Genomic DNA, 26,111 nt, shown 5'->3' with positions numbered 1-26,111 from the left:
ACCGACGGATTGCAGAACCTAGAGATCGAACAGGTCGCTGCGATGAGGATTTATGCGGCGCAAGTCGCCTTTGCGCAAGGTCAGGCCGAGACGGTCGAAGAAGTCGAGGATCTCGATGGCGACCTTGCGGCCGTTATGGACCCTGTCGCGAAAGGCGGGCGCGGTGAACCAGCCGTCCTCAGCCTGTGCGGCAACACCATGCACGATCGCTGCCATCTCCTTAACAACCTCACGGGCGAAGAAATGGTCATGGGCAATCTGGTCTGTCCGTCCAAGCTTCTGCGTGAGCTTCAACATGCGCCGCACCGCACGCTCGTCCATGCCGAAGCTTTCTGCGAAATCGCGTACACGCGGCGGCCGGAAGCGGCCTTCACCCAACAGATGCGGTTTGACACGGTCCCAGAGACCTTCATCTGCGGCTGAGAGCCGCGCCGCGTGCCCGGGCAGGCGCAGGAACGCGCCATCGAGAACCACGCAACCCGCCGCTGCCTCCGTTTTCAGAAAGGTGAGGAACGTGTCCTTGGGCAGGCGGAGAGGAAGGGCGAGGCGCAATCTCTCGCGGCCGATCCCGGCGAGGTCGGGATTGTCCGCATGGAACGCCGCCAGATGTTCGACAAGATCGGCCTGCAGGCGGCCGAGGGCTTTCGAGGAAAGGGCAAAGGCTCCGACCGTTTCGGCGTTCGCGGCGTCGAGGATGCCAGGCTGGGCGCTTTCCGCAAGGCCGCGGTCGCGGAGAAAGACGGCAAGATCGACCGGAGCTATGGCGGCGAGCCCGGAAAGAGCCACGGCAGGTTCGGTGCTGCGGGCGGCGGAGAGGCAAGCCAATCGCTCCGGCGTGCCGCGCTTGCGGGCCGGTGGGCGGAGGTCGAGGAAGCGGCCGCCGCCGATCGTGCGGCTGGCGGAGGTGTCGCGCAGGATGAATCGGTCGCCGATGACTGCTGCGACCGGGCGATCGAGAACCAGTTGTACAAAGCCCTCGCCGCCGGGCGAAACCGGGCCGTCGAGCGGCACGACCCGCGCGCCGACCTCCGCTGCGTGGCTGTGCAGCCGGGCTGGAAACCATGTTCCGATGGCCTTGGTCTCCGATGCCAGCACGCAAAGCACTGCATCGATCCGGTCCGAGGGTGCATGAAGAGGCGGGGAAAGCACGATGTCACCACGTCGGAGAGCATCCTTTGTCACTCGATCACCGGCAAGGTTCAGTGCGCAGCGCTGGCCGGCAAGCCCTTCGGTAGCCCTGCGGCTCTGCGCGTGGATGCCGCGCACGCGGGCCGTCAGGCCGGAGGGGCTGACGGTAACGACGTCGTCCAGTCTCACCTGCCCGGACAGCATCATCCCCGTGACCACTGTTCCTGCGCCTGGCAGCGTGAAACTTCGATCGACGGAAAAACGCAGAAGGCCGGCGTGGTCGCGTACCGTGCTTTCCGATTCGGCTTCGGCGAGCGCGCTGCGCAGGGCTGGGATGCCTTCGCCGCTCTGCGCGGAAACCGGGATGATCGGGGCTGTGCCAAGTCCGGTGCCCGCAAGGGTCGTGCGGATCCTCGCCGTCACCTCGGTTCGGCGCTGCGGGTCAACAAGGTCGATCTTGGTGAGGGCAACGACACCCCTGGTTATCCCGAGCAGGTCGAGGACCGCGAGATGCTCGCACGTCTGTGGCATGATGCCGTCGTTTGCGGCGACGACCAACAGTGCGAAGTCGATACCACCGGCGCCAGCAAGCATGGTGTGGAGCAAGCGTTCATGGCCGGGAACGTCGACGAAGCCGGTAATCGTGCCGCCGCCGAGATCGGCATACGCAAAGCCGAGGTCGATCGTGATGCCACGGGCTTTCTCCTCGGCAAGGCGATCGGGGTCCGTGCCGGTCAGCGCCTTGATGAGCGCGGTCTTGCCATGGTCGATATGCCCTGCCGTCCCGACAATCATAGGGCTGCAAGCGCCTCCAGCAGATCGTCGTCGCGCTCAAGGCAGCGCAGATCGAGGATCAGCGCACCGTCGCGGATATGGCCGATGATAGGGGTAGGGAGGACGCGCAACCGGGCGGAAAGACGGTCGGGCGCATCGCCACCGGCACCCGTCAGCCGGAGACCGGCGCTTGCGATCGTATCGACCGGCAGGGCGCCGGACCCGACCTGGCTTCGGCAGGAACAGTGGGTCGCGGAAAAACCGTACGGGGCAAGCAGCGTAGCGACCGCAGGCGCGAGGCGGTTGGCCTGCGCTGCAATCTCAGCCTCCGGGCGGGCGAGAAAGCGAAGGGTCGGCAGGCGCTCGCCGAGGCGGTCGGGGTCGCGGTAGAGTTTCAGCGTCGCCTCAAGTGCGGCGATACGGATTTTGTCCAGCCGCACGGCGCGCTTCAACGGGTTGCGGTTGATCGCGGCGACGAGATCGCGCCTGCCGACAATGAAGCCGGCCTGCGGCCCCCCGAGCAGTTTGTCGCCGGAGAAGGTGACGAGGTCTGCACCCTCGGCGACTGCTTCTGCGACCGTCGGCTCACGCCGCAGACCGAACGCAGAGAGGTCGACGAGCGAGCCCGAGCCAAGATCGTTCAGCAGCGGCACGCCGGCCTTTCCGGCAATGCCCGCCAGTTTCGGTGCGGGCACTTCGGCCGTGAAGCCCTCAATACGGTAGTTTGAGGTGTGGACCTTCAGGATGATGCCGGTTTCAGGGCGGATCGCCTCTTCGTAGTCGCGCGGGTGGGTGCGGTTGGTGGTGCCGATCTCGACAAGTCGGGCTCCGGCGCGGGCCATAATGTCGGGCATGCGGAAAGCGCCGCCGATCTCGATCAGCTCGCCGCGTGAAACGATGGCCTCGCGCCCGGCTGCGAAGGTGTTGAGCGCGATCAGCACCGCGGCGGCATTGTTGTTGACGATAGTGGCGTCTTCCGCGCCGGAAAGCTCCCTGAGAAGTCCGCGCAGATGATCATCACGCTGTCCGCGCCCACCGCCTGTAAGGTCGAACTCGAGCGCCAGCGGGTGGGCCATGGCAGTCGTCGCGGCCCGAATCGCGTCATCGGCGAGGATTGCGCGGCCAAGATTGGTGTGCAGCACCGTGCCCGTGAGGTTCAGCACCGGGCGCAGGGTGGAGCGCGCTGCAGCCACGAGATCCCCGGCGACCCGACCCGGCAGATCGGCAGCAAGGGTCACGCCATCCGCACCGCCGCGGATCTTCTCCCTGGCGATTTCAAGCCGCGCGCGGATCGCGGTGACAACGGCAAGCCGACCGTACGCTTCGGCCAGTGCCAGTCCCTCTGTCGAGGTGAGTATCTGGTCTACGGAGGGAAGCGCGCGAAATCCCTGCATCAATAGCCTGCCAGATAGGGGTTGAAGCCGCCGCGGCGGAAATCGGTCTCCTTCATCAGGATATCGAGGCCCAGACTGCCGACATCATCGGCAACGGGATCGAGGCTGGGGTTCTTCGTCGTATAGAAGATCTTGATCCAGGAATGGCATTCCTTGCAGGTCTCGGCCTTCACCGTGGCCTCCGTGGTCTCGACCGAACGATAGCTGATCCCCTTGGTCGAACCGCAGCAAAGGCATTTCACCCTGACTTCGTTCCAGCAGGTGGCGCAGCAGGCGCAGGCGGCGTAGCGCACATTCTCGATGCCCTGTGTGCCCATGACCGATGTGGTGGCGGGGCGTCCGCCGCAGGCGGGACAGAGACCGGTTCCGACAGGGACCAGTGCGCCGGCATCGAGCGTAGCGGCGAGCCTTGCCAGGTGAACCTGTACCGCAGCGGCGGCGAAGAGATGCGGAGCGGCGCTGTCGTCAGGAATCCGGTCCGACAGGATGTTTGACAGGAGCCAGATGCGGTCCGCCGGCTCGGCTGCGCGCACGGCATCAAGCGCGAGGCGGGCGGGTTCGGGCATGGAGAACCTGACGGCCCCTTCGACAAAGGCGTCCAGCGTGACCCCGAGGGCGGGATCGGCGGAGATCCTCAGCCGGTCGATGGGTGGCATGGCGCTGCGGGCGGCCTCGGTGACGCGCATCGGCGCAATGGCGCTCACCGGCCGCAGTGTTGCGGCAAGCCGGGCCTGCAGACGCGAGAGCTCGGCGAGGAACGCAAGATAAGGCGCCAAAGGATTGCTTTCAGCGAGGAAGGCGAAGCGGCGAGCGCGTGTCTGGAAGAGCTTCACCGGCTCGGGCAGGAAGGCGAACGGAGGTGTCGGCACGCCGCCGATGAGCGTGGGATCGGGCTCTAGGTTCTGCGCCATGAAGCCTCCGGCGATGCTTTGTCTTGGCAGGCTATTTTGACGGGTCGGTGCGCTGGCGTCCAGCCAGTTCGCGCAGCCATTTGCGATGGTGGCGGAAGGCCCAGCCGCCGGTGACGGTACCGCGCGTCATCGCGCGGATCGTGCCGCGCGTCCAGATCGCCGCATAGACATGAACGATGAAGATGAGGATCGCTCCGAGCGCGGCCAGCGCATGCACGGCGACGGCGACGCGGCGCACAGGGATGGAAACGAGGTGCGGGAAATACTGCTCCCAGATCATGATACCCGTTGTGACGAGCACGATGATCAGCGCGGACATGCCCCAAAATACCAGCTTCTGTCCCGCATTGTACTTGCCGAGCTCGGGCAACTTGTCTTCGTCGCCCTTGAGCATGTCGCCGATCTTCAGGCTCCATTCCACGTCCTCGCGTCGCGGCAGGTTGAGCTTCCACATCTGCACGAAGAGCAGGAGGAAACTTGCCACCAGCACCAGGCCGACGATGGGATGCAGCCAGCGCGTTGTCTGCCCGCCGCCAAAGAGGCCGGTCAGCCAGAACAGGGATGGGTGGAAGAAGGAGAAGCCGGAAAGGAGGAGCAGGATCATGCAGAGCGCGGTGACCCAGTGATTGAGCCGCGTAATGCCGCGATAGCGGCTCACCAGGACCGGGTGCTTCGTTTCGATCTTGTCGCCGGGGGCCGAATAGATCCGTTTCTCGGTCATCAAACCTCCCTGCAGCCAGGCATCTGGCCGGCATCGTCGACGAGGTCCTCTGCCTCCTCTTCCTCGTGCTCCGTCACCACGTTCGCCCGGGCGAAAAGGCCGTGCAGCAGCGCGCCGGCTGCGGCAATGCCCGCCACGGCAAGGCCGACCGTCTTGGCCGGACCCTTCCAGCCGCGCACCACGGGCGATATCTGCGGATCGTCGGGCAGACCAGCATAGAGCGAGGGCTGGTCGGCGTGGTGCAGCACATACATGACATGGGTGCCGCCGACGCCTTGCGGATCGTAGAGGCCGGCATTGTCGTAACCGCGCGATTTCAGATCCTCGACGCGCTCCTCGGCAAGCTCGATCATGCTCTCCTTGGTGCCGAAGGTGATCGCCTTTGTGGGGCACGCCTTGGCACAGGCCGGGCCTTGACCGACGGCGACGCGATCCGAACAGAGTGTGCATTTCTTCGAGACGTGTGCCGTCTTGGAGATGCGCGGGATGTTGAAGGGACAGCCCGCCACGCAATATCCGCAGCCGATGCAGTTGTCGGAGATGAAATCGACGATGCCGTTGGAGTACTGCACGATCGCGCCAGGGGCGGGGCACGCCTTGAGGCAACCCGGATCGGCGCAATGCATGCAGCCATCCTTGCGGATCAGCCATTCCAGCTCGTTGGTCTTCGGGTTCTCGTATTCCGTAAACCGCATGAGGGTGAACATGTCGGGCGTCAGATCATGCGGGTTCTCGTAAACCCCGACATTCTCCTCCACGTCCGGATGAGTGTCGTTCCACTCGATGCACGCCGACTGGCAGGCTTTGCAACCGATGCACTTCGACACGTCGATCAGCTTGGCGACTTGGGTGAGTTGTCGTTCGGGCGCAGGCAGGTCGCTCGTCGCCGAAGCTTTGATGACGTCTCCAGGCAGGAGGTTCGACGGCAAGGGCTGGAGTGGCGGGTTGGCCGCTGCCGTCAGAGGTTCCGGTGCGCGTTCGCTCATGACGAGGCCTCCTCTGCCGCCGGCTCGATATTGACAAGGAAGGCTTTGAACTCCGGCGTGTCGATGTTGGCATCGCCGACGAAGGGGGTGAGGCTGTTCGGCCCGAACCCCTTGCGCGCTGCGCCCATGAAACCCCAATGCAAGGGAATGCCGACCACATGTACCGTCTTGCCGCCGCACATCAGTGGGCGGATGCGCTTCGTGACCACGGCTTTCGCCCAGACCTCGCCGCGCTTGCTCCAGACCCGTACGCGCCCGCCCTTGACGATGCCGCGCTCGGCCGCCAGCTCCTCGCTGATCTCCACGAAGAATTCCGGCTGCAGCACGGCGTTCACGCGGTTGTGCTTCGTCCAGTAATGGAAGTGCTCGGTCAGGCGGTAGGAGGTGGCGACGAAGGGATAGTCGGCACTGGTGCCGAGCTGCTCCACGTCGTTCGGGAAGATGCGGGCGACCGGGTTGCCACGCAGCTTCGCGTTGAACGGATTCTCGACCGGGCTTTCGAAGGGCTCCATGTGGATGGGGAAGGGCCCGTCGCGCATCAGCTTGCGCGCGAACAGCCGGGCGGTGCCTTCCGGCGTCATGATGAACGGCATCACCGTTTCGGGTTTGGCCGTCACCGCGATATCCGGCACGTCGAAGCCGGCCCATTTCTCACCGGTCCATTCAATCAGCTTGCGGCTCTCGTCCCACGGTTTGCCTGCAAGATCGCAGGAGGCGCGGTTGTAGAGGATGCGGCGGTTTGCCGGCCAGGCGAAGGTCCAGTTGAGAAAAGTACCAATATCGCCCGGATCGCTGTTGTCGCGCCGCGCCATCATGTTGCCCTCCTCCGTCCAGGAGCCGGAATAGATCCAGCAACCGGACATGGTGGAGCCGTCGTCGCGCATCACGGCAAAATTCGGCAGAAGCTTGCCAGCCTCGACCAGCACCTTTTCCGGATCGGCGGGATCAGTGAGGGTCTGGAGCGCCCGCCCGTTCATCTCCTGCGCCAGCTCCGCGGGCTCAGGGTCGTAGGGATCCTGGTAGTCCCAGGAAAGGTTCAGGATCGGTTCGGGACAGACCCCGCCCTCTCTGCGGTAGAGTTCACGCACCCTGAGGAAGATGTTCGCCAGAATCCAGGTGTCGTGCTTGGCCTCGCCCGGAGGCGTCGCGCCCGGCCAGTGCCATTGCAGCCAGCGGCCCGAATTGACCGTCGCCCCCTCGTCCTCGGCAAAGCAGGTGGCGGGTAGCTGCAACACCTCGGTCATGATCTTTGAGGAGTCCACGTCGTTGTAGATGCCGTGGTTTTCCCAGAAATGCGCTGTCTCGGTCTCCAGCGGGTCGATGGTGACGAGCAGCTTCAGCTTCGACAGGCCCTCCGTCAGCTTCGCCCGATTGGGGAAGGAGAGCAGCGGGTTGAAGCCCTGGCAAAAGTAGAGGTTCACCTCGCCGCGGCTCATCATGTCGAACATGCGCAGGATGTCGTAGTAGGGTACGTCGAGCTTCGGCAGCCAGTCGAAGCCCCAGTCGTTCTCCTTCGTCGCGGCCTCGCCCCACATGGCCTTCAGGAAGCTGACCATGAATTTCGGCGTGTTTTGCCAATAGCTCGTCTGGCCGGGAACGAGCGGCTTGTTGCCGCGCGTCGACATGTAGGTTGCGTAGTCCGGCTCCTTCTCCGTTGCCAGGTTCATGTAACCCGGCAGGGTGTTGGAGAGCAGGCCGATATCGGTGAGGCCCTGGATGTTGGAGTGGCCGCGCAGTGCGTTCACCCCGCCGCCCGGCAGGCCGACATTGCCGAGGATCAGTTGCAGCATCGCCATGCCGCGGATGTTCTGCGCCCCTTTGGAATGCTGGGTCCAGCCGAGCGCGTAGAGCGAGGTCATCACCTTGTCGCGCGCCGCGGTCGCGCCGATCATCTCGCAGATCTTCAGATAGCGATCCTTCGGCGTGCCGCAGATGTTCTCCACAAATTCAGGCGTATAGACGGCGACATGCTGCTTCAACAGGTTCCAGACGCAGCGTGGGTCGGAGAGCGTCGGGTCGGCCTTCACCGTCCCGTCCGCGTTCATCTGATATTCCCAGGCGGTGCGGTCGTAGTCGCGTTTTTCCGCATCATAGCCGGTGAAGAGGCCGTCAGCCCAGGCGAAATCCTCGCGCACCAGGTAGGTGGCGTTGGTATAGGCCTTCACATAGTCCCACTGCACCTTGTCCTTCTCGATACAGTAGCGGATGGCGCCCATCAGGAATGCGATGTCGGAACCGGGACGGATCGGCGCATAGACGTCAGCGACCGAGGCCGTGCGGTTAAAGCGCGGATCGACGACGATCAGCCGGGCGCCGCGATGGTGTTTTGCCTCCGTTACCCATTTGAAGCCGCAAGGATGCGCTTCCGCCGCATTGCCACCCATGACGATGACAAGGTCGGTGTTCTTGATGTCGGTCCAGGCGTTCGTCATTGCGCCGCGGCCAAAAGTTGGAGCCAAACTGGCTACCGTTGGGCCGTGTCAGACGCGTGCCTGGTTGTCGAAGCCGACGACACCCATGGACCGGACGGTCTTGTAGGTCAGCCATCCGGTCTCGTTGGTGCCGCCCGAGGCGGCGAGGAAGCCCATGGTCGTCCAGCGGTTGACTGTGACGCCGGCCGCGTTCTTCTCGATGAAGTTCGCGTCGCGGTCGTCCTTGATCGCCCGGGCGATCTTGTCGAAGGCCTCCTCCCAGGAGATGTCCTCCCAGCGGTCGGCGCCGGGGGCCCGGCGGCGCGGCTTCGTGGCGCGGGTCTCGGACTTCACGAAGTCCTTGAGCGCCGCGCCCTTCGGACAGAGCGTTCCGCGGTTGGTCGGATGGTCGGCGTCACCCTCGATGTGGATCAGCTCGGCCGTCTCTCCGGCACTGAGGTCGCCCTTGGAGTACATCAGAATCCCGCAGGCGACCGAACAGTAGGTGCACACATTGCGGGTTTCAGTGGTCGTCGCCAGTTTGAACGCGCGGACATGAGCGGCTGTCGCGGCCTCCGCGGCCCCGAAGCCCATGGCTCCGAGCGAGGTTGCCGCCGCTCCCGCGCCGGCGAGCTTCAGGAAGCTGCGGCGGGAAAGATCGATGTTCATTCGCTGTCCTCGTACCTGCCTTGCGGATCGGTCGAAGCTCGATCGTCTGCCTTGCTGCCGGACCTGTCAAGGTGGGACTTCGGATGAAAGCCATGGTCTTGGGAGCAACGATGGGCCATGATCGCGGTGATGACGCCTGCTGCTGCCTGCGCGGAGAAGGAGTTCCTGCCGATGTCCGACACGGTCGTTCCTGACGAGCCCCGCCTCACGTCGCTTGCCCATGGCGGGGGGTGCGGCTGCAAGATTGCGCCTGGCGTGCTCTCGGAGATTCTGCGCGGCCGGGCGGCTCTGCCAGTACCGCCGGATCTGCTGGTGGGGATTGAAACGTCTGACGATGCGGCCGTCTACCGCCTTAACGACAGCCAGGCTATCGTCGCGACGACCGATTTTTTCATGCCGATCGTCGATGATCCGCATGATTTCGGCCGGATCGCTGCGACCAATGCAATCAGTGATGTCTATGCCATGGGCGCCAGGCCACTCTTCGCGCTGGCGCTGGTCGGTATGCCGGTCAACACGTTGTCCACTGCAACGATCGGCGCCATCCTCGACGGGGGTTCCGCCGCCTGCCGGGCGGCGGGTATTCCCATTGCGGGGGGGCATACGATCGATTCCGTCGAGCCGATCTACGGTCTTGTCGCGCTTGGCCTTGTTGACCCGGCCCGGGTGAAAGGCAATGCCGGTGCGCGGCCGGGTGATGTGCTGATCCTCGGTAAACCGCTCGGTGTCGGCATTTTCTCGGCGGCATTGAAGAAGGGCGCGCTCGACGCGGCCGGTTATGCACGCATGATGGAGACGACGACGCGTCTCAACACGCCGGGGCCGGACCTTGCGCTGCTCGACGGCGTGCACGCGATGACCGATGTGACCGGGTTCGGTCTTGCCGGCCATGCTCTCGAAATGGCGCGCGGGGCGGGTTGCCAGTTGCGGATAGAATGGTCCAGCGTGCCGCTTCTTGAAGGCGCTCGTGAACTGGCCGGCAAGGGGTTTGTCACCGGCGCGTCCGGGCGCAACTGGGCAAGCTACGCCGCGGATGTGGCCTTCGTTCGTGACATGACCACCATTGATCAGGCTCTTCTCTGCGACCCCCAGACGAGCGGCGGCCTGCTCGTTGCCTGTGACGCGGCTGGGACCGCGGCGGTTTTCGATATCTTTGCCCGGCACGGCTTTAGCGCGGTGGCCATCGGCGAAGCCGTGCAGGGAAAGGCCGGGCTCTCGATCGTCTGAAGCTTCACCCAATCAGCAGCCTACGCCGTGATGGCAGCTGTACCAGATCGTTGGGACGGCGACGGCGATGCTAGCCTTGTGTCGACGAACAAGTTTTGAAGTGCCACCGCTTCCGGCGGCCAGTACGGATAGCCAAAGGAGCCTGTGGCGGCCTATCGGGGCGGTTGGTCAGGTTCGCAGAGGCCGCGCGCCAGTTTGAAATCCAGCCCGTCGCCGAGGCGGGCCATCAGCTGCTCTGGCGCAAGAGGCGGAGAAAACAGGTAGCCCTGGCCAAAATCGCAGCCATAGGCCAGCAACTGTTCCAGCTGCGCCTGCGTTTCGATACCTTCGGCGACCACCGTCATGCCAAGCGCGTGGGCAAGACCGATGATTGCGCGAACGATCGTACAGGTGTCCTGCGCGCTGCTCATGCGGGACACAAAGCCGCGGTCGATCTTGATGCGGTCGATGGGAAAGCGGCCGAGGTGGGAGAGCGAGGCATAGCCGGTTCCAAAGTCGTCAAGGGCAATGGAGAAACCGGCGGTGCGCAGGGTCTTCAGCCTCCGGGCGATCTCATCACCGGCTTCATCGAGCAGGATGTTCTCGGTCAACTCGATTTCGACGTCGCCCGGCGTCAGGCCATGGCGATGAACGGCGGCCTGCAGCATAGGCACAAAGCCGACCTGCCGTATTTGTGCGGAGGCGATGTTGATGGCGACCGGACCTGTCTCCATGCCGTTTTGCCGTAGGCTGCCAATCGCCTCCAGGGCCTTGTTCAGGACCAGATTGCCGAGATCGCCGATCAGACCGCTTTCCTCGGCGATGGCGATGAAGTCGGGAGGGCTGACCGCGCGCCCTTCGTTCGTCCAGCGCGCCAGGGCCTCGAAGCCGGTGAGCCTGTGATCGGAGAGCGTAAATTGCGGCTGCAGCACGACGTCAATCGCGCCGCGCGCCACCGCGCTGGTCAGCGCTGCGGTAAGGCGGCGGCGCTGCTCGACATGGGCGCGCATGGCACGGGTGAAGATGCGATAGGTCCCGCGACCCTCGGCCTTGGCACGATAGAGGGCCATGTCGGCCTTGCGCAGCAAAACCTCTAGCGCGTGGCCGTCTTGGGGGAACCGTGCGATGCCGAGACTGAGCCGCGGGGCAAGGCTACGGCGCTGGACCATTGCCGGGCGCTGGACCGCGGCCAGCAGCCGCTGCGCGAGGGCGTCGATACTGTCACGCCTGCCGAGCTGCGGCACGACGACGGCGAACTCGTCACCACCGAGCCGCACGACCGTGTCCGAGCGGCGGAAGGCTTCCGTCAACCGCTGTGCAATGGTCTTGAGCAACGCGTCGCCGGCTGCGTGACCCATGGAATCGTTGATCTGCTTGAAACCGTCGAGGTCCATGACCATGAGCAGGCCGCTGGTTTGATTGCGCCGACAGGCCGTGACCGCCTCTTCGAGCCTCTGGGAGAGTACCGATCTGTTCAGGAGCCCGGTAAGCGGATCGTGTTCGGCGAGGAACTTGATGGCCGATTCCGACCGCTTCAATTCGGTAATGTCGGTACGTGTTCCGACGATGTGGCCTGAGGTGGAGCGGCGCTCACGGATCTGTATCCACCGGCCGTCGGCAAGCTCCTGTACCGTGCTTCGGCCGGGATTGCGATGCGCGCGCAGCCGCGCGCGAAGCCAGGCCTGATGGGACTCGCCCGTATTGCGCGGCAGAACGTACTGTCCCTTCGCCAGGCCGTGCTGCAGGATCGATTCAAAGCTCGCGCCGATCCGGATCGCTTCTGCAGGATGCATGTGAAGGTTTGCATAGGAGCGATTGAAGAGCACGAGGCGGTCGTTCGCATCAAAGGCGGCAATCCCGTCTGGCACCGTTTCCATGACATCGACAAGCAACGCCTCGGTACCGCGTCGCCGTTCGACCTCCTCGTGCAAGGCCTGTTCGGCGGCTTTGCGCTTGGTGATATCGTAGCGGATCGAGATATAGGCCTCTACCCGTCCATCGGAACCGACCAGTGGCACGATGGTTGTATCCACCCAATAAAGATTGCCATCCTTGGCACGGTTGCAGATCTCTCCGTGCCAGACCTGACCATAGGCGATCGTTCTCCACATACCCTCGAAAAACGCCTTCGGGTGGTGCCCGGAATTGACGAGACGGTGCGGTTGCCCGATAAGCTCGTCTTCCCGGTAGCCGCTTACTGCGCAGAATTGCCTGTTGGCGGAGAGGATCCTGCTGCGCCGGTCCGTGACGGCGACGATGGCGTGCCGATCAAGCGCCGCCTGATAGGCACCCAGCAGCTTCGTCAGGCCGCTTCCCTTGTCATCTGTGCGGGCGCTGGCGTTTTGCTGTAGCATGCCGATGATTCCGCTCCCCTTCAAAATCTCGTCGCGCTCGGATTGGTGCTCGAATGTGTCGGATGGCTGCATGTATTCTGACAATTCATGCAATGGCAGATCTTCCATTGACGGCTCCAGCAGGGAACAGGCCGCACGTCATGCCGGTGCGGGCACCATGTTATATTAGGGATTGATTTAGGTTATTGGGTTATTAAGGAATTTTGACAGGTAAATTCGGGGCTGACCCATTGAAAGAAAAAGACAATTCTATGGGCCCACTGCGAAACAGGATCCTCGACTCCATCCGGCCGCAGGCGCAGGAATTCTTTCGAACGCATGCAGACATCAGGCCGATGAACACCGGCGACGTCATTTTCGAAGATGGCGCGCCTGTCACGCATGTCGTCTTCCCCCATGAAGGCGTCGTGTCGATCATCGCAGAGATGAGCAACGGCAGAAGCGTCGAGAAATCCTCGATCGGCCCTGAGGGATTCCTTGGCTTCAGCCTGATCATGGGCGGCGGCAGCTCGCTCGGCCGCTCGGTCGTGCAGGTGCCCGGCCAGGCCTCCTGGGTGACGATTGCCGATCTCGACGTTGCGCTCGAAGAATTCCAGTGCGTCCGCGAAATCATGCTGCGATACGCGAAGTCGCACACTGTGCAACTGATGGAGTCCGTTGCCTGCAACAGCCTGCACACCGCCGAACAGCGCGTTGCCCGCTGGTTGCTGCATGCGCATGACAGGGTCGAGGGCGATACCTACAGCGTGACCCAGGAGGCGATCGCCATGTTGCTTGCGCTGCGTCGGGCGACGGTCAATGCCATCTGTACCGACCTCATGAATGCCGGCGCGATCTCCTACCATCGCGGATCGCTGCGGGTGACCAACCGGGCGGTCCTGCACGAGCGAGCCTGCGAGTGCTACGAGCGCATCCGTCTTGCATCGCTGTAAGGCTGTGTGGAAAGCGCCTTTTCGGCGCGTGGGGGTGACGGTCGCGCGGATTGTCATGCCGTCATCGCCAGCGGCGGAATGATGGCCTCGCGAGAGGTGCGGAACCGGTCGACAACGCTTGCGAGCCCTTCTGCCTCGCGCGCGAGGGCGCGACTGGCAGAACTGTTTTCCTCGATCATCGCCGCATTTTGCTGTGTTGCCTCGTCGATCTGTGCGATCGCCGTGGAAATCTCGCGGATTCCGTTGGCCTGTGTCTGCGTTGAGGTGGCGATACCGCCAACGAGTTCGTCCATCTTCTGGACGGCGTTGGTGATGCCGGTCAGCCATTCCCGTGTTTCGCCGACAAGTTTCACGCCCTCGGCGACCTGATCGGAGCTCGATTTGATCAGCGCGGCTATTTCCCTGGCGGCATCCGCCGACCGCTGGGCAAGGGCGCGTACCTCCTGCGCGACGACGGCAAAGCCCTTTCCGGCTTCACCGGCACGCGCCGCTTCAACGCCGGCATTGAGTGCAAGAAGATTGGTCTGGAACGCGATTTCGTCGATGACCTTGACGATCTGGGACACCTTGCGCGACGACGCGTCGATCTCCCCGATGGCTGCGACGGTCTTGCCGGCCAACACGGTGCTGGCTTCCGATTGGCCGCGAATTTCGGCGACGGCGCGCGAGGCTCCTGCGGCGCTGTCCGTCGTCATCTGGCTGCCGGTGGCCAGTTCGGCAATTGCCGTCGCAATCTGCTCCAGCGCGGCTGCCTGCCGCTCGCACTGACGGCTTGCCGTTTCCGAGGCGCTGGCGATCTCGATTGTGCCGTTTCTGATGTTTCCGGAGGCGTCCCGCACCGAAAGGATGATCGCGCGAAGATCGTCCACCATGTCGTTGAAGTTTTCGACCAGATGCCCTGACCGCGCCGAAGCGGCGACATCGATGGAAACGCCCAGATCTCCTTGGGCGAGCTGCTGCAAGGCAGCGGCAACCCGGCCCAGCGTTTCCTCTTCCTGCTGCTCGGCCGCCTGCCGGCGCTCCTCCAGCTTGTCGAGATACACAGAGATGGCCAGTTCCATGTCGAGGAGGGCCGCCTTCACCACGACGGCGACTTCTTCGCCAAGGCCGGTCGTCACAGCGCCCGGCCGACGCGAGAAGAGCTTGCGCTTGCTGGGAAGGGCCGTCGGGGCGAGAAGCGCCTTGACGAGATGGTCGAGAACCAGTGCGTAGCCGCCTATATACCATTGGGGCGCAAGGCCGATACGAGCGTGGACCGAGCCGATCGCCCGGACGGCATCGAGATATTCGGGCGTGTAACCGCCGCTCAGGATAAGGGCCCAGTGGCCTTCCTGGCGCTTACCCGCCTCTGCCATCTTCTCGTTGCCGGCGAAAAACCGAAGTGTCTGCGGCGTCGCGCGAACCTTGTCGTAGAAGATATCCAGTGCTGGCCGTGTTTCCTTCATGACGCGGTCGGCAACCGCTTTGAGCAACTGCCGCTCACGCGGTCCAAGCCCGATGAAATCAAGCCTTTCCTGCAATTCCCCACTCGCTGCATCGTCTTTGGCCATTGTCCTCCCCTCAGGTTCAATGAACGATTCCGTACGTACGATACCGTACATTTCTGAGGGTTAACGTTACGTTACCTATTTTGGGTTGTGGCAGGTGGTATCTGCCTTGGTCCGGCCGAGTATTGGTCTTCTCCAGTGGAACATGCGGGTACCCGAAGCCGCTGGCGCGCCACTCAGGACCAGTTCAACGGGATGCGTGGTCTGCTGGACCTGTGTGCCTGCTGGGAGCATCATACGTCGGCAACGAAAAGTGGATTGAAATAAATTCAATCCGTGCGGTTCTGGGTATGAAATACTGGGAAACATAAAGTTTCCTACGCGATGGTGAGTTTATGCACCAAAACTTGGAATGAAATTGCTTTGACGCTTGCTTGAACCGCTCATACGCTTTGAAGCGTTTCAATTGGCGGGGAAGTGATGAAAAAAGGGCGTCCCACCATTACGGATGTTGCTCGTGCTGCCGGGGTTTCTGTCGGCACGGTGTCCAATTTTCTGAATGGAACGGTTCCCGTCAAAGCGGAGACCGCCGAAAAGATCCAGGAGGCGGTTCAGAAGCTTGCCTACCGTCCGAGTGTGTTTGCCCGCTCGTTGCCGATGATGTCCGCGCGGGCCGTGCAGAAGGCCGAGGGGCATCCGCGCCTCCTGGTCGTCGGTCATATCTGCGTCGATTATCTCTGCCGGGTGCCGGTATTGCCGCACCGCGATGACCGGGTCGCGGCAAGCCATATCGACAAGGCGCTCGGCGGCCCGGCCGCAAACCTCGCCGTCGCCGCTGCTGCCGTCGGTGATCCCTATGGATTGCAGATCGATCTCGCCACCGCTGTTGGCGACGACGCCGACAGCGAGTGGGCGATGGCTGAGCTTCTGGTGCGAGGCGTGAACGTGTTGCCGATCCGTCGGCCGGCCAGTGGGCGCTTGCCACGCGCTATGGTGATCATCGAAGCCAATGGCGGCCGGACGATCATTCACGAGACCTTCGAGCTCAGCGAGGTCGACCTCACCGCCAATCTCGACATCACGCCCGGTGCGGTGCGTTCCTGCCTGCATATCGAAGGGTTTCATTACGAGCGGATGATGCCGTCGATCAGCCGGTTTCACGATGCGGGCTGGAATGTCAGCCTGCATACGGCGGGCCTGCCGGAGGGATCGCGCAATCCGGACGCTTTTGCCCGCATGATCAGCCAGGTGGACCTGACCTTCATCAACGACGATACGCTGCGCGAGGTTTTCGCCATCCGCACGCCGCTCGCCTCGATGATCGAGGAAGCCGGACGCACGATCGCACGGGTAAAGCCGCGCGGCGACGTCGTGCTGACGCTTGGTGAATTCGGCGCCGTCGTCTTCCGCAAAAGCGGTGGTCCGCCGATCGAAGTTCCTGCCCTGCCGGTCAGCCGGGTCGATGCGACGGGCGCAGGCGACGCTTTTGCTGGAATATTCCTGAGCCTTTGGCTGCATGGCCGCCCTCTGGTGGACGCAGCGCGCCACGCCGCTGTCGGTGCCAGCCTGACGACGACGGCGGAAGGGGCGCAGGGACACCCGGCGAGCGCAGGCGAACTTGAGGCGTTGCTTTCCGCCGTGGAGGCGAAGGCTGTTTGATTTTCAAGACAATACGGAACGCAAAGATAAGGAGAGCGACATGGTGACGAAGGTTTTGCTGGTGGGGGAGAGCTGGGTCAGCTCGGCGACCCATTACAAGGGGTTCGACCAGTTCGGCAGCGTGACCTTCCATCTGGGTGCCGAACCGCTGGTCGCCGCGCTTCAAGGTGAGGAATTCGACGTCACCTATATGACGGCGCATGACTGCGTCGAAAAGTTCCCTTTCACGCTGGAAGGGCTTTCCGCCTATCAGGTCATCCTGCTGTCCGATATCGGCGCCAATTCGCTGCTCCTGCCCCCGTCCGTCTGGCTGCACGGCAAGGCGGTTCCCAATCGGCTGAAGATCATTCGCGAGTGGACTGCGGCCGGCGGTGGCCTGGTGATGGCGGGTGGCTACTTCTCGTTCCAGGGCATCGACGGCAAGGCCCGCTGGCGCCGCACGCCGGTAGAGGAGGCACTGCCTGTCACCTGCCTTCCCTATGACGACCGGTTGGAAATCCCGGACGGGTTCAAGGCTGTCGTCACAGGCCCGAAGAACCATCCGATCCTCGACGGTATCGAGGGTGAATGGCCGCTGCTCCTCGGTGCGAACGAGGTGGCCGCCAAGGACGACGACGGCGTCGAAGTACTCGCCCGACTGCCTGAAGAGGAGGGCGGTCACCCGCTTCTCGTGACCGGCAACTATGGCAGGGGCCGCACCGTCGCCTGGACCTCGGACATCGGACCGCACTGGGTGCCGAACGAGTTTGTCGCCTGGCCCGGGTACGCGGCGATCTGGAAGAACATTCTTCGCTGGGCCAGTGGCGCCAAGTGATCCATCGCAGGGGATAGTTCGATGACCGTTCCATTTCTCCGCGCAACGGGAATTACCAAACGCTTCGGCGCGCTCACCGCGCTGAAGGATGTCGATCTCGACATCAACGGCGGCGAGGTCCTGGCGCTTCTCGGTGACAACGGCGCCGGCAAATCAACCTTCATCAAGATTCTCGCCGGCGCACATCCGCAAAGTGACGGGGATTTGCTGGTCGAAGGCCAGTCGGTCCAGTTCGCCTCGCCGAAAGACGCTGCGAACTCTGGTATTGCGACGATCTTTCAGGAGCTCGCCCTGTCAGAAAACCTGTCGATCTCCGAGAACGTCTTTCTCGGGCGAGAACTCAAACACTCGGTTCTCGGCATTCCGTTCCTGCGGCGCAAGGCAATGCGGGACCGGGTGGACGGCCTGCTCCACGAGCTCGACGCTCATATTTCCGACCCGGAGGCGCCTGTCGGCAGTCTCTCGGGCGGCCAGCGCCAGGCGGTTGCCATCTGCCGGGCGCTCAATCTCAATGCCAGGCTCGTCATCATGGATGAGCCGACCGCGGCGCTTGCCGTCGCCGAAACGCGCAAGGTGCTGCAGCTCACCCGCCGGCTCGCCGGTCGCGGCTGCGCCGTGGTCTTGATCAGCCACAACATAGCCGATGTCTTCGAGGTTGCCGACCGCATGGTCGTCTTCCGCCGGGGCCGAAAGGTCGCCGAGCGGAGGAAAGAGGAAACCACCCCCGAAGAGATCGTTTCCCTCATCACAGGCGCCCATCCCGACGTGCGGGCGCTTGAACAAAACAATCGATAAAGCGCGTCCAACCGTTCCAGAGAGGTTCCAGATGTTCCCGAAATTCAAGCAGGTTCTCGCCGCTTCCGCATTGACGCTTGCCATCGGCGCCACCGCTTTTGCGCAAGACAAGCCGAAGGTCGCCTTCGTGCCGCAGCTGATCGGCATTCCGTATTTCAATGCCATGGAGGCCGGCGGCAAGCGCGCGGCGGAAGAGCTGGGGGTCGAATTCATCTATTCGGGTCCCGTCGATACCAACCCGGTCGATCAGCTGCAGATCGTGCAGAATCTGATTGACCAGGGCGTCAATGCCGTTTCCGTCAGCGTTCTCGATGCCTCCGCCATCGCACCAGTGGTCGAGGCGGCGAATGCAAAGGGCGTCAAGCTCTTCACCAGCGACAGCGATGCGCCGGACAGCGGTCGCGCGGTCTATGTCGCACAGGCCACAGATGAGGGGCTGGGTGCCACGATCATCGACGAACTGGTCAAGCGCGTGGGCGACGATGCCAAGATCGGCATCGTCTCGGGCGAGGCGACGGCCTCCAACCTCAATGCCTGGATCGGCTTCATGCAGAAACAGGCGAAGGAGAAGTATCCGAAGTTGACGCTGCTCGAGCCGCAATATGCCGGCGGCACGGCCCAGCGTGCGGCACAGATCGCCGGTGATCTGATGACCGCCAATCCCGATCTGAAGGGCATCATCGCGGTTGCCTCCTCGACTTGCCCGGGCGTCGCCCAGGCGATCGAAACGGCCGGCAAGATCGGTGCTGTCGTGGGGACCGGCTACTGCAGCCCGAACACCGCGCGCGCCTACATCAAGAGCGGTTCCTTCGGCTTCTCTGTGCTTTGGGATCCCGCCCAGCTCGGCTACCTGACAGTCTGGGCCGGCAAGCAGCTGATCGATGGCAAGGCCTTTGAGGCTGAGAACACCGTGCCGGGTTTTGCCTCGCCGGTCACCTACAATGCCGACAGCGGTGTACTGCTGCTTGGCCCGCCGGCCGTCTTTACCGCTGACAACGTCGACAAGTTCGACTTCTAAGGCCGGGTCGTTTCTGCGATGCGACCGTCAAGTCTCCGTCTTTTCGCCATCGGCGGACGTGAATGGGCGCTGCTCGGTGCCGTCATTCTCGCCTCGATCGTCTTTTCTGTCGCCTCGCCCTACTTCGCGACGGCAGGCAATGCAGCGACCATCGTCCGCAACAGCACAGAGCTGATGCTGGCTGGTCTTGGCATGACCCTGCTGCTCGCGATGGGAAGTATCGACGTGTCGATCGGCATCCTCATGGGGCTTGCCGCCATCGCTGTCTCCCATGCCCTGCTGGCGTCGGTGGCGCCGGCGCTGGCCTCGCTGGTCGGCCCGGTGACAGGCGCAGGCCTCGGCATGGTGACGGCGCTCGTCGTCGTCCTCGGCCGTGTGCCGGCCATCGTCGGCACACTCGGCTTGCTCGGCGTTTACCGCATGGGGGTCTTCGTGCTTCTCGGTGGCCAGTGGTTGTCCGGCCTGCCTGCGGGCCTGACGGAGCTGCTGTCGAGGGCGTTTTTCGGCATCCCACTCTCTGTCTTCGTCATCGGGCTCGCCTATCTTGCGGTCTGGCTGGCACTGCGGCGCACCGCCTATGGGCCCCATCTGCTCTCGATCGGCAATGCCGAAGAGAAGGCGCGTCTGTCGGGCGTGCCGGTGAACAAGGTCAGGGTCGCCACCTTCGTGGTCAGTGGCGTGCTGACGGGCCTTGCCGCCAGTTTCTACGTGGCCAATTACCGGAACGTCGAAATGGCTATCGGCAGCACACTGGCGCTCGACGCCATCGCGGCCGTCGTACTCGGCGGTACGAGCATCCTGGGTGGGCGCTGCAGTCTTCTTGGCACGGCGCTCGGTGTCATCCTGCTGCGTGTCCTGCAGAACGGCCTTCTGCTGGTCGGCGTGCCTTCGCTCTGGCAACCGGTTGTGACCGGCGCGCTGCTGATCGGTGTGCTTGCGCTTGAGGTGCCGGTGTCGCGCCTCGGCGAGATGAAGACGAAGTGGATGCCGCGATGAAGAGCCTTCTCAAACCGGCCGCCTCCAGCCGTATCCTCCTTCTGCTCACCGTTCTTTGGGTCATCGTCATCGTGTTTTTTGCGGCCCTCAAGCCGACGATGTTCAGCGCGTCCACGGTAACGACGGTCCTGCAGTTCTCCACCATCCTGGCGCTCGTTTCGCTCGGCCAGTGCCTTGTCATCCTTGCTGGCGGTGCCGGTATCGACTTGTCGGTCGGCGGTATCGTCTCACTGTCGGTCGTGCTCGCCATGCTCGCGGTCAAGGCGGGGCTGCCACCGGTGTTTCTGCCGGTCGCCTGCGTCGTCACCGGCCTGCTGCTTGGCCTGGTGAACGGCTTTCTCGTCACCCGCCTGAGGATCCTGCCGCTGATTGCGACGCTCGGCACACTCTTTGTCTATTCCGGCCTCGCGCTTGCGCTGACCGGAGGGGCGGCGCAAGCCGGCGTACCTGCCTGGCTGCTTCCCTGGGGCCGCGGCATGGTGTTCACGCTGCCGATGCCCTTCGTCACGCTGGTCTTGCCCGTCTTCGCAATCGCCGCGGTGCTGCTGCTCTACAGCGCCTGGGGGCGGTGGCTGTTCGCCATGGGCTTCAACGAGCGATCGGCGCGCCTCGTCGGCATTCCCGTCGATCGCGCCCGTCTCCTCGTCTACGGCCTGAGCGGCTTCCTCGGGGGGGTGGCGGGGTTGGTTTCTCTCGCCTGGCTCGGAAGTGCGCGACCCAATATTGGGCAGAACCTGGAGCTTGAATCGCTGACGGCCGTCATGCTGGGCGGTGTCGCCATCACCGGTGGCGTGGGCGGGGTCGGCGGGGTTATCGCCGCGGTGATCCTGCTTGTCACGCTGAAGACCGGGCTTCTGCAACTCAACGTCAACACCGTCTGGCAGGTCGGCATCGTCGGGGCACTCCTGATCGCCGTGCTGCTGGTCGACCGCCTTTCAAAACGCTGGAGTTAAGCATGTCATCCATCGAACAGCAGATCGCCGATCGCGTCGAGGCCGCCGAAGAGCGCATCGTCAGGACACTGAGCGATCTCGTCTCCTTCGCGTCGATCGTGAAGTCGAACCCAAAGGAGGCGGGACCTGGTGAGCGCGACTGCCAGCTCTATCTGCAGAAGCGGCTGGAGGCACTCGGCTTTGCGACCGACCTCTGGGACCCGGACGGCCCGGCGCTCTATGCCAAGTACCAGGGGCGCCCCGGCGCCAACAAGGGCCGTACCTTCGAGGGGCGTCCGAATCTCGGCGGCGTTCTGAAGGGAACCGGTGGTGGTCGCTCGATCATGCTGACCGGGCATATCGACGTTGTGCCGCCGGGTGCGGCCGAGCATTGGACAACCGATCCGTTCACGCCCGTCTTGAAGGATGGCTTCCTGCACGGCCGCGGCACCGTCGACATGAAGGGCGGCGTCGCCTGCATGCTGATGGCGGTCGAAATTCTCAAGGAAATGGGACTTGAGCTGAAAGGCGATGTCGTCTTCACCACGGTGGTGGACGAGGAGATCGGCGGCATGGGCTCACTTGCGATGGTCGATCGTGGTTTCAAGGCTGATGCCGGCATCATGACCGAGCCGACGGCAAACCGCATCGCGCCGCTTTGCCATGGTATTCTCTGGGGCAGGATCATCATCGATGGGATCGGTGGCCATGCCGAGCTGACGCCGAATGCCTGGTATACGAGCGGACCGGTCGATGCCGTGCAACTCTGCCGCCAAATGCTCGACGGTATCGATATCCTGAACCGTCGTTGGATGTTCGACCCGAAGAAGAACCACCCGCTGATGGACCTGCCGAACCAGATCATCGTCACGCAGATGAGTGCTGGCGAACACCCGTCCTCGATGGCCGGCCGTGCCGAGATCATCATCGACGCGCAATACCTGCCGAGCGAGAAGGACGAATTCGGTCTCGGCGGTCACGTGAAGCGCGAGATCGAGGAGCACGTCCGCCATGTCTGCCAGGCCGACCCCTATCTGCGGGAGCATCCCGCCCGTGTCGAGTGGATCCTCGATGCCGATTGTGCGGAAATCCCGGCCGACAGCCCATTCGTCTCGATCTTCCAGGAGGCGGTCGCGACTGCCGATCTGTCACCGGTTCTGTCAGGTTTCGGCGCCCACAGCGACATCGGTCTTCCGACAGGGCTCGGCAACACGCCGACGGTAAATTTCGGTCCTGGCGACCCGGCGCAGGCGCACCAGCCGAATGAACGTGTCTCCGTGCGCGACCTTGTCGACTGCACCAAGGCGATCGCCCTTGCCGTTCAAAAATGGTGCAACTGACGGGCATTCCCCCGAAGTCCGCTTCCGGTCCGCAATTTGCGAGTGATTCCCATGGCCGCCCGGAAAATGCGACATGTTCAATGTGCCCCCGTCCCGTTGTCGGAGCGAGGGCACTCCTTTGCTCGTTCCCGTTCGGCAGCCTGCCGTTCCGGCCTTTTCAAGGCCGCATCGACCAGGCCTTGCCTAGTTTCCAAGCCGGCCCACGATCATCTCCGCAATCGGGATGGCCGAGGTGGCTGCGGGTGAGGGAGCATTGCAGACGTGCAGCATGCGGTCCGTTTCCGCGAAGAGGAAGTCGTGAATGAGCGTGCCGTCCTTGCGCACGGCCTGGGCACGTATGCCGGCTTCGTAGGGCAGAAGGTCCGAAAGCGTCAGGCTCGGGCAGTATTTTCTGCACTCCGCCAGATAGCCCGGTTTCCAGAGCGAGTTGCGCAGTTCCGTCACGGCCGATTTCCGGTTGGCGAACACGGTTTTCCAGAAGCCGGGGAACAAGGCGTAGTCGGCCATGTCGGCAAGGTTGATGGAAAGGCGCGGATAGCCCTCGCGCGCGAAACCGATGACGGCATTGGGCCCGACCGTCACGCTGCCGTCGATCATGCGTGTGAGATGCACGCCGAGGAAGGGCAAATCGGGATCCGGGACGGGGTAAATGAGGTGGCGGACGATGTCGTTCTTGTCGGCAGGCAGGCGAAAGTATTCCCCCCGAAACGGCACGATGCGGTGCTCGATCGGAAGGCCGGCAAGCACCGCAAGCCGATCTGATTGCAGGCCGGCGCAGGCGACCAGTTTCTTCGCCTGCCATGTCTGCCCGTCGGAGGTGATATCAACGACATCGATCGTCTCGCGGATGCCCGTGATGCGTGTCGAAAGGCGGATATTGCCGCCGAGTGCCTTGATGCGCCGTCCCATCGCCTGGCAGACCTCGGCATAGCTGACGATCCCGGTCGAAGGGACGAAGAGCGCCCCGCGACCGCGAATATGCGGTTCGCGCTCCCGCAATTCGCCTTCGCTGACGCGATGCACCTCGATCGTGTTCTGCTTTGATCGCTCATAAAGAGCGTCCATGCGCTGTATCTCAAGATCGGAGGTGGCGACGAGCAGCTTTCCGCAGACCTCAAACCGGATGCCGTTTTCGCTGCAGAAGGCCTTGGTGGCTTCAGCGCCCTTGCGGCAAAGTTCCGCCTTGAGACTGCCGGGCGGATAGTAGATGCCGGCGTGGATGACGCCGCTGTTGTGGCCGGTCTGATGCTTGCCGAGCGCGTCCTCCTTTTCGATGAGGATGAGGCTGCTGCCCGGCTTGTTTTCGATAAGGCGCATTGCCGTTGCCAATCCAACGATGCCGCCGCCGACAATGCAGTAGTCGAAGATCATATGTCGTGTCCTTGAGGCAGTTTTTCGCGAAAGCGCGTCGCAATTTCCTGCCTGGAATTGGGTGTAAACGAAGCGTCCGCCTGCCTATCCGCGTGCTGCTTCGTGATTGCTGTAGCCGAAGTAAGCTTCTTCCAACGCGTGGCCGTCTGCAAGATCGCTTGCCGTCCCCTCCAGCGCCACATGCCCATTGCGCAGCACATAGATGCGCGAAGCAAGGTCGAGAATGCGGGCGGTGGATTGTTCGACGACGAGAAGCGTCAAGCCGTCGGCATTGAGCTGGCGCAGGCTGTCGTAGACCTGATCGATGACGAGGGGGGCGAGGCCAAGCGATGGCTCGTCGATCATCATCAGTGAGGGCCGTTGCAGAATGGCGCGTGCAATGGCGAGCTGCTGCTGTTCACCGCCAGACAGATGGCCGGCAATGCCGCGATAGCGGTTCCTCAGAATCGGGAAAATGGTGAGCACACGTTCCAGGTCGACCGCCGCTTCTGCCTTGTCCTTGCGGATCATACCACCGAGCAAGAGGTTCTCCTGCACCGTCAAAGTGCGGAAAATGCTCCGACCCTCTGGCACGAGTGCGAGCCCCTTGCGGCACAGTTTTTCCGGCGGTTGGCCGGATACGCTTTCGCCCCTGAAGGTAAGCGTGCCGCCGGTCGGCGACATGAGTCCGGAAATCGTTTTCAGAAGCGTGGACTTGCCGGCCCCGTTGGGGCCGACGACGAAGACGATCTCGTCCTTTCGAACCTCAAGATCGACGGATTTCAAGGCAGCAAGCCGGCCGTAGCCGGCGGTGAGGCCGCGGATTTCAAGCATGTCGTTCCCCTTTGGCGCGGTTGTGATCTCGGATGGAAATCGCAGGACCACACCGTTTTTTGCCGTTGACAAAAAAAATCTAACCCGCATTCTGTCTTCTGTCCACAGAGGACTATGTGCAAAAAATCAGGCCGGGCAACGCCACGGCTGAAGGGGAACGACGATGAAATCTGTTGCTGTGGCCGCCTCGGCCGCAATCGCCCTCCTGTTGCCGGTGACCAGCGTTCAGGCCGAAGAACCGATCAAGATCGGCTTTGCCATCGCGGAATCCGGCTGGCTTTCGAACTACGACAGCGCGCCTTTCAAGGCCGCCGTCATGAAGATCGAGGAAATCAACAAGGCCGGCGGCCTGCTGGGTCGCCAGATCGAATATTCCGTCATGGACACCAAGACGGAGCAGGCCCGCGCCGCAACCGTCGGCGCACAGCTCGTCGATGGCGGCATCGATATGCTGGTCGTCTCCTGCGACTACGATTTCGGCGCACCGGCGGCGCTCGCGGCCAAACAGGCGGGCAAGATCGCCTTTAGCCTGTGCGCGGCCGATCCGAAGATGGGCGTGCAGGGCGTTGGCCCGCTCGCCTTCACCGCCAACAGCGCGGCGCAGTCGGAAGGCATCGCCATTGCCGAATACGGCCAGAAGAAGATGAACCTGAAGTCGGTCTATGTGCTGGAAGACCTGACGATCGAATACAACAAGTCGGCCTGTGCCGGTTTCCGCGCGGCCTGGGCGGCCGGCGGCGGCGAGGAAACGATCCTCGGCAACGACACGTTCAAGAACGACGACCCGTCGATTGCCTCGCAGATCACCCGTCTCAAGGGCCTGGCAACGCAGCCAGATGCGGTCTTCGTCTGCTCGTTCACGCCGGGCGGGGCTTCGGCCGTGCGCCAGCTTCGCGCTGCCGGCATCGATCTGCCGATCCTCGCCAACACGGCGATGGTCGACAACTACTGGCTGAACGCCGTGCCGGGCCTCAAGGACTTCTACCTGCCCGCCTTCATGTCGCTCTACGGCGACGACCCGCGGCCGGAAATGAACACGTTCCTCGAAAGCCACAAGGCGCGTTACGGCGAGCCGCCGGTCTCCTCCTATTCGGTGCTCGGCTACAGCCTGATCGAGCAGTGGGCCTTTGCGGTGGGTGAGGCGAAGACGACGGATTCCGAAGCTGTCGTCGGCGTCATGAACACCTTCAAGGACCAGCCGTTCACCGCCGGCCCGACATCCTTCACCGATCAGCTTCATATCCAGGTCGACCGTCCCTGGCTGATCATGAAGGTCGAGAATGACTCCTTCCGCGCCGTGGAAGTCTACCGGAACTCGTTCAAGCCGGACATGAAGCTCCTGTTCCGCGTCGGTCAGTAACCGGCAGCGATCCGTCGGCTGCATGGCGGTGCAGCCGACG

Annotated in this window: 20 protein-coding genes; 10 read left to right on the top strand and 10 right to left on the bottom strand. The window is 63.2% G+C overall.

All coding sequences use genetic code 11. The features are described 5' to 3' along the window. Nucleotides 1-18 precede the first annotated feature (18 nt). The 6 genes from selB to fdnG are packed head-to-tail and all read right to left on the bottom strand — an operon-like array spanning nucleotide 19 to nucleotide 8,994. Complete coding sequence (gene selB, locus EXZ48_RS18330; RefSeq protein WP_130517513.1) at nucleotides 19-1,923, bottom strand: selenocysteine-specific translation elongation factor; 1,905 nt, start codon at nucleotides 1,921-1,923, stop codon at nucleotides 19-21. Further along, nucleotides 1,920-3,296 carry an L-seryl-tRNA(Sec) selenium transferase gene (selA, locus tag EXZ48_RS18325; RefSeq protein ID WP_130517511.1) on the bottom strand — a complete coding sequence of 459 codons (1,377 nt, stop codon included), beginning with the start codon at nucleotides 3,294-3,296 and terminating at the stop codon, nucleotides 1,920-1,922. The genes selB and selA overlap by 4 nt, the downstream gene beginning before the upstream one ends. Then, entirely contained in the window at nucleotides 3,296-4,207 is a 912-nt protein-coding gene (fdhE, locus tag EXZ48_RS18320) for a formate dehydrogenase accessory protein FdhE (protein ID WP_130517509.1), read from the bottom strand. The genes selA and fdhE overlap by 1 nt, the downstream gene beginning before the upstream one ends. A 31-nt stretch (nucleotides 4,208-4,238) precedes the next feature. Continuing rightward, on the bottom strand, nucleotides 4,239-4,928 hold the full coding sequence (locus EXZ48_RS18315) for a formate dehydrogenase subunit gamma (protein ID WP_130517507.1): 690 nt from the start codon (nucleotides 4,926-4,928) through the stop codon (nucleotides 4,239-4,241). Beyond that, the gene (fdxH, locus tag EXZ48_RS18310; protein WP_130517505.1) at nucleotides 4,928-5,914 is read right to left on the bottom strand and encodes a formate dehydrogenase subunit beta; all 987 of its coding nucleotides are present in this window, start codon (nucleotides 5,912-5,914) and stop codon (nucleotides 4,928-4,930) included. The genes EXZ48_RS18315 and fdxH overlap by 1 nt, the downstream gene beginning before the upstream one ends. Further along, nucleotides 5,911-8,994, bottom strand: a complete 3,084-nt coding sequence (gene fdnG, locus EXZ48_RS18305) for a formate dehydrogenase-N subunit alpha (protein WP_165909373.1) — start codon at nucleotides 8,992-8,994, stop codon at nucleotides 5,911-5,913. Before fdnG ends, fdxH begins: the two co-directional genes overlap by 4 nt. A gap of 171 nt (nucleotides 8,995-9,165) precedes the next feature. Between fdnG and selD the strand changes: the two genes are divergently transcribed. Then, a complete protein-coding gene (selD, locus tag EXZ48_RS18295) occupies nucleotides 9,166-10,221 on the top strand; it encodes a selenide, water dikinase SelD (RefSeq protein ID WP_207900446.1) in 1,056 nt (351 codons plus the stop codon). Nucleotides 10,222-10,373: 152 nt separating this feature from the next. On the opposite strand, the gene EXZ48_RS18290 is transcribed toward selD, so the two are convergent. Beyond that, nucleotides 10,374-12,662, bottom strand: a complete 2,289-nt coding sequence (locus tag EXZ48_RS18290) for a bifunctional diguanylate cyclase/phosphodiesterase (protein WP_130517499.1) — start codon at nucleotides 12,660-12,662, stop codon at nucleotides 10,374-10,376. A gap of 227 nt (nucleotides 12,663-12,889) precedes the next feature. Here EXZ48_RS18290 and EXZ48_RS18285 point away from each other — a divergent pair, with 227 nt between their 5' ends. Then, nucleotides 12,890-13,486 carry a Crp/Fnr family transcriptional regulator gene (locus tag EXZ48_RS18285; protein WP_245462187.1) on the top strand — a complete coding sequence of 199 codons (597 nt, stop codon included), beginning with the start codon at nucleotides 12,890-12,892 and terminating at the stop codon, nucleotides 13,484-13,486. Nucleotides 13,487-13,539: 53 nt separating this feature from the next. Here EXZ48_RS18285 and EXZ48_RS18280 read toward each other — a convergent pair whose 3' ends face one another. After that, nucleotides 13,540-15,036, bottom strand: coding sequence for a methyl-accepting chemotaxis protein (locus EXZ48_RS18280; protein ID WP_165909372.1), 1,497 nt, complete (start codon nucleotides 15,034-15,036; stop codon nucleotides 13,540-13,542). A gap of 417 nt (nucleotides 15,037-15,453) precedes the next feature. Here EXZ48_RS18280 and EXZ48_RS18275 point away from each other — a divergent pair, with 417 nt between their 5' ends. The 7 genes from EXZ48_RS18275 to EXZ48_RS18245 are packed head-to-tail and all read left to right on the top strand — an operon-like array spanning nucleotide 15,454 to nucleotide 22,527. Further along, nucleotides 15,454-16,632, top strand: a complete 1,179-nt coding sequence (locus tag EXZ48_RS18275; protein ID WP_130517493.1) for a carbohydrate kinase family protein — start codon at nucleotides 15,454-15,456, stop codon at nucleotides 16,630-16,632. A gap of 40 nt (nucleotides 16,633-16,672) precedes the next feature. After that, on the top strand, nucleotides 16,673-17,446 hold the full coding sequence (locus EXZ48_RS18270; RefSeq protein WP_023514399.1) for a glutamine amidotransferase: 774 nt from the start codon (nucleotides 16,673-16,675) through the stop codon (nucleotides 17,444-17,446). A gap of 21 nt (nucleotides 17,447-17,467) precedes the next feature. Next, entirely contained in the window at nucleotides 17,468-18,241 is a 774-nt protein-coding gene (locus tag EXZ48_RS18265; protein WP_023514398.1) for an ATP-binding cassette domain-containing protein, read from the top strand. Nucleotides 18,242-18,272: 31 nt separating this feature from the next. Further along, nucleotides 18,273-19,259 carry an autoinducer 2 ABC transporter substrate-binding protein gene (locus EXZ48_RS18260; RefSeq protein ID WP_023514397.1) on the top strand — a complete coding sequence of 329 codons (987 nt, stop codon included), beginning with the start codon at nucleotides 18,273-18,275 and terminating at the stop codon, nucleotides 19,257-19,259. An 18-nt stretch (nucleotides 19,260-19,277) separates the two neighbouring features. Continuing rightward, nucleotides 19,278-20,255: an ABC transporter permease gene (locus EXZ48_RS18255; RefSeq protein WP_130517491.1), complete on the top strand. Its 978-nt coding sequence runs from the start codon at nucleotides 19,278-19,280 to the stop codon at nucleotides 20,253-20,255. Next, complete coding sequence (locus tag EXZ48_RS18250; protein ID WP_130517489.1) at nucleotides 20,252-21,208, top strand: ABC transporter permease; 957 nt, start codon at nucleotides 20,252-20,254, stop codon at nucleotides 21,206-21,208. Before EXZ48_RS18255 ends, EXZ48_RS18250 begins: the two co-directional genes overlap by 4 nt. 2 nt (nucleotides 21,209-21,210) lie before the next feature. Continuing rightward, complete coding sequence (locus EXZ48_RS18245; protein ID WP_050745969.1) at nucleotides 21,211-22,527, top strand: M20 family metallopeptidase; 1,317 nt, start codon at nucleotides 21,211-21,213, stop codon at nucleotides 22,525-22,527. Nucleotides 22,528-22,710: 183 nt separating this feature from the next. On the opposite strand, the gene lhgO is transcribed toward EXZ48_RS18245, so the two are convergent. Continuing rightward, on the bottom strand, nucleotides 22,711-23,895 hold the full coding sequence (gene lhgO / locus EXZ48_RS18240) for an L-2-hydroxyglutarate oxidase (RefSeq protein WP_207900444.1): 1,185 nt from the start codon (nucleotides 23,893-23,895) through the stop codon (nucleotides 22,711-22,713). 87 nt (nucleotides 23,896-23,982) lie between these two features. Next, complete coding sequence (locus EXZ48_RS18235; RefSeq protein WP_130517486.1) at nucleotides 23,983-24,711, bottom strand: ABC transporter ATP-binding protein; 729 nt, start codon at nucleotides 24,709-24,711, stop codon at nucleotides 23,983-23,985. Between the two features lie 163 nt (nucleotides 24,712-24,874). Here EXZ48_RS18235 and EXZ48_RS18230 point away from each other — a divergent pair, with 163 nt between their 5' ends. After that, nucleotides 24,875-26,071: an ABC transporter substrate-binding protein gene (locus EXZ48_RS18230; protein ID WP_130517483.1), complete on the top strand. Its 1,197-nt coding sequence runs from the start codon at nucleotides 24,875-24,877 to the stop codon at nucleotides 26,069-26,071. Nucleotides 26,072-26,111: the final 40 nt, after the last annotated feature.

It is taken from the genome of Shinella sp. JR1-6 (assembly GCF_004284735.1).
GTDB lineage: Bacteria > Pseudomonadota > Alphaproteobacteria > Rhizobiales > Rhizobiaceae > Shinella.
This window is presented reverse-complemented; position numbering and strand designations above follow the sequence as displayed.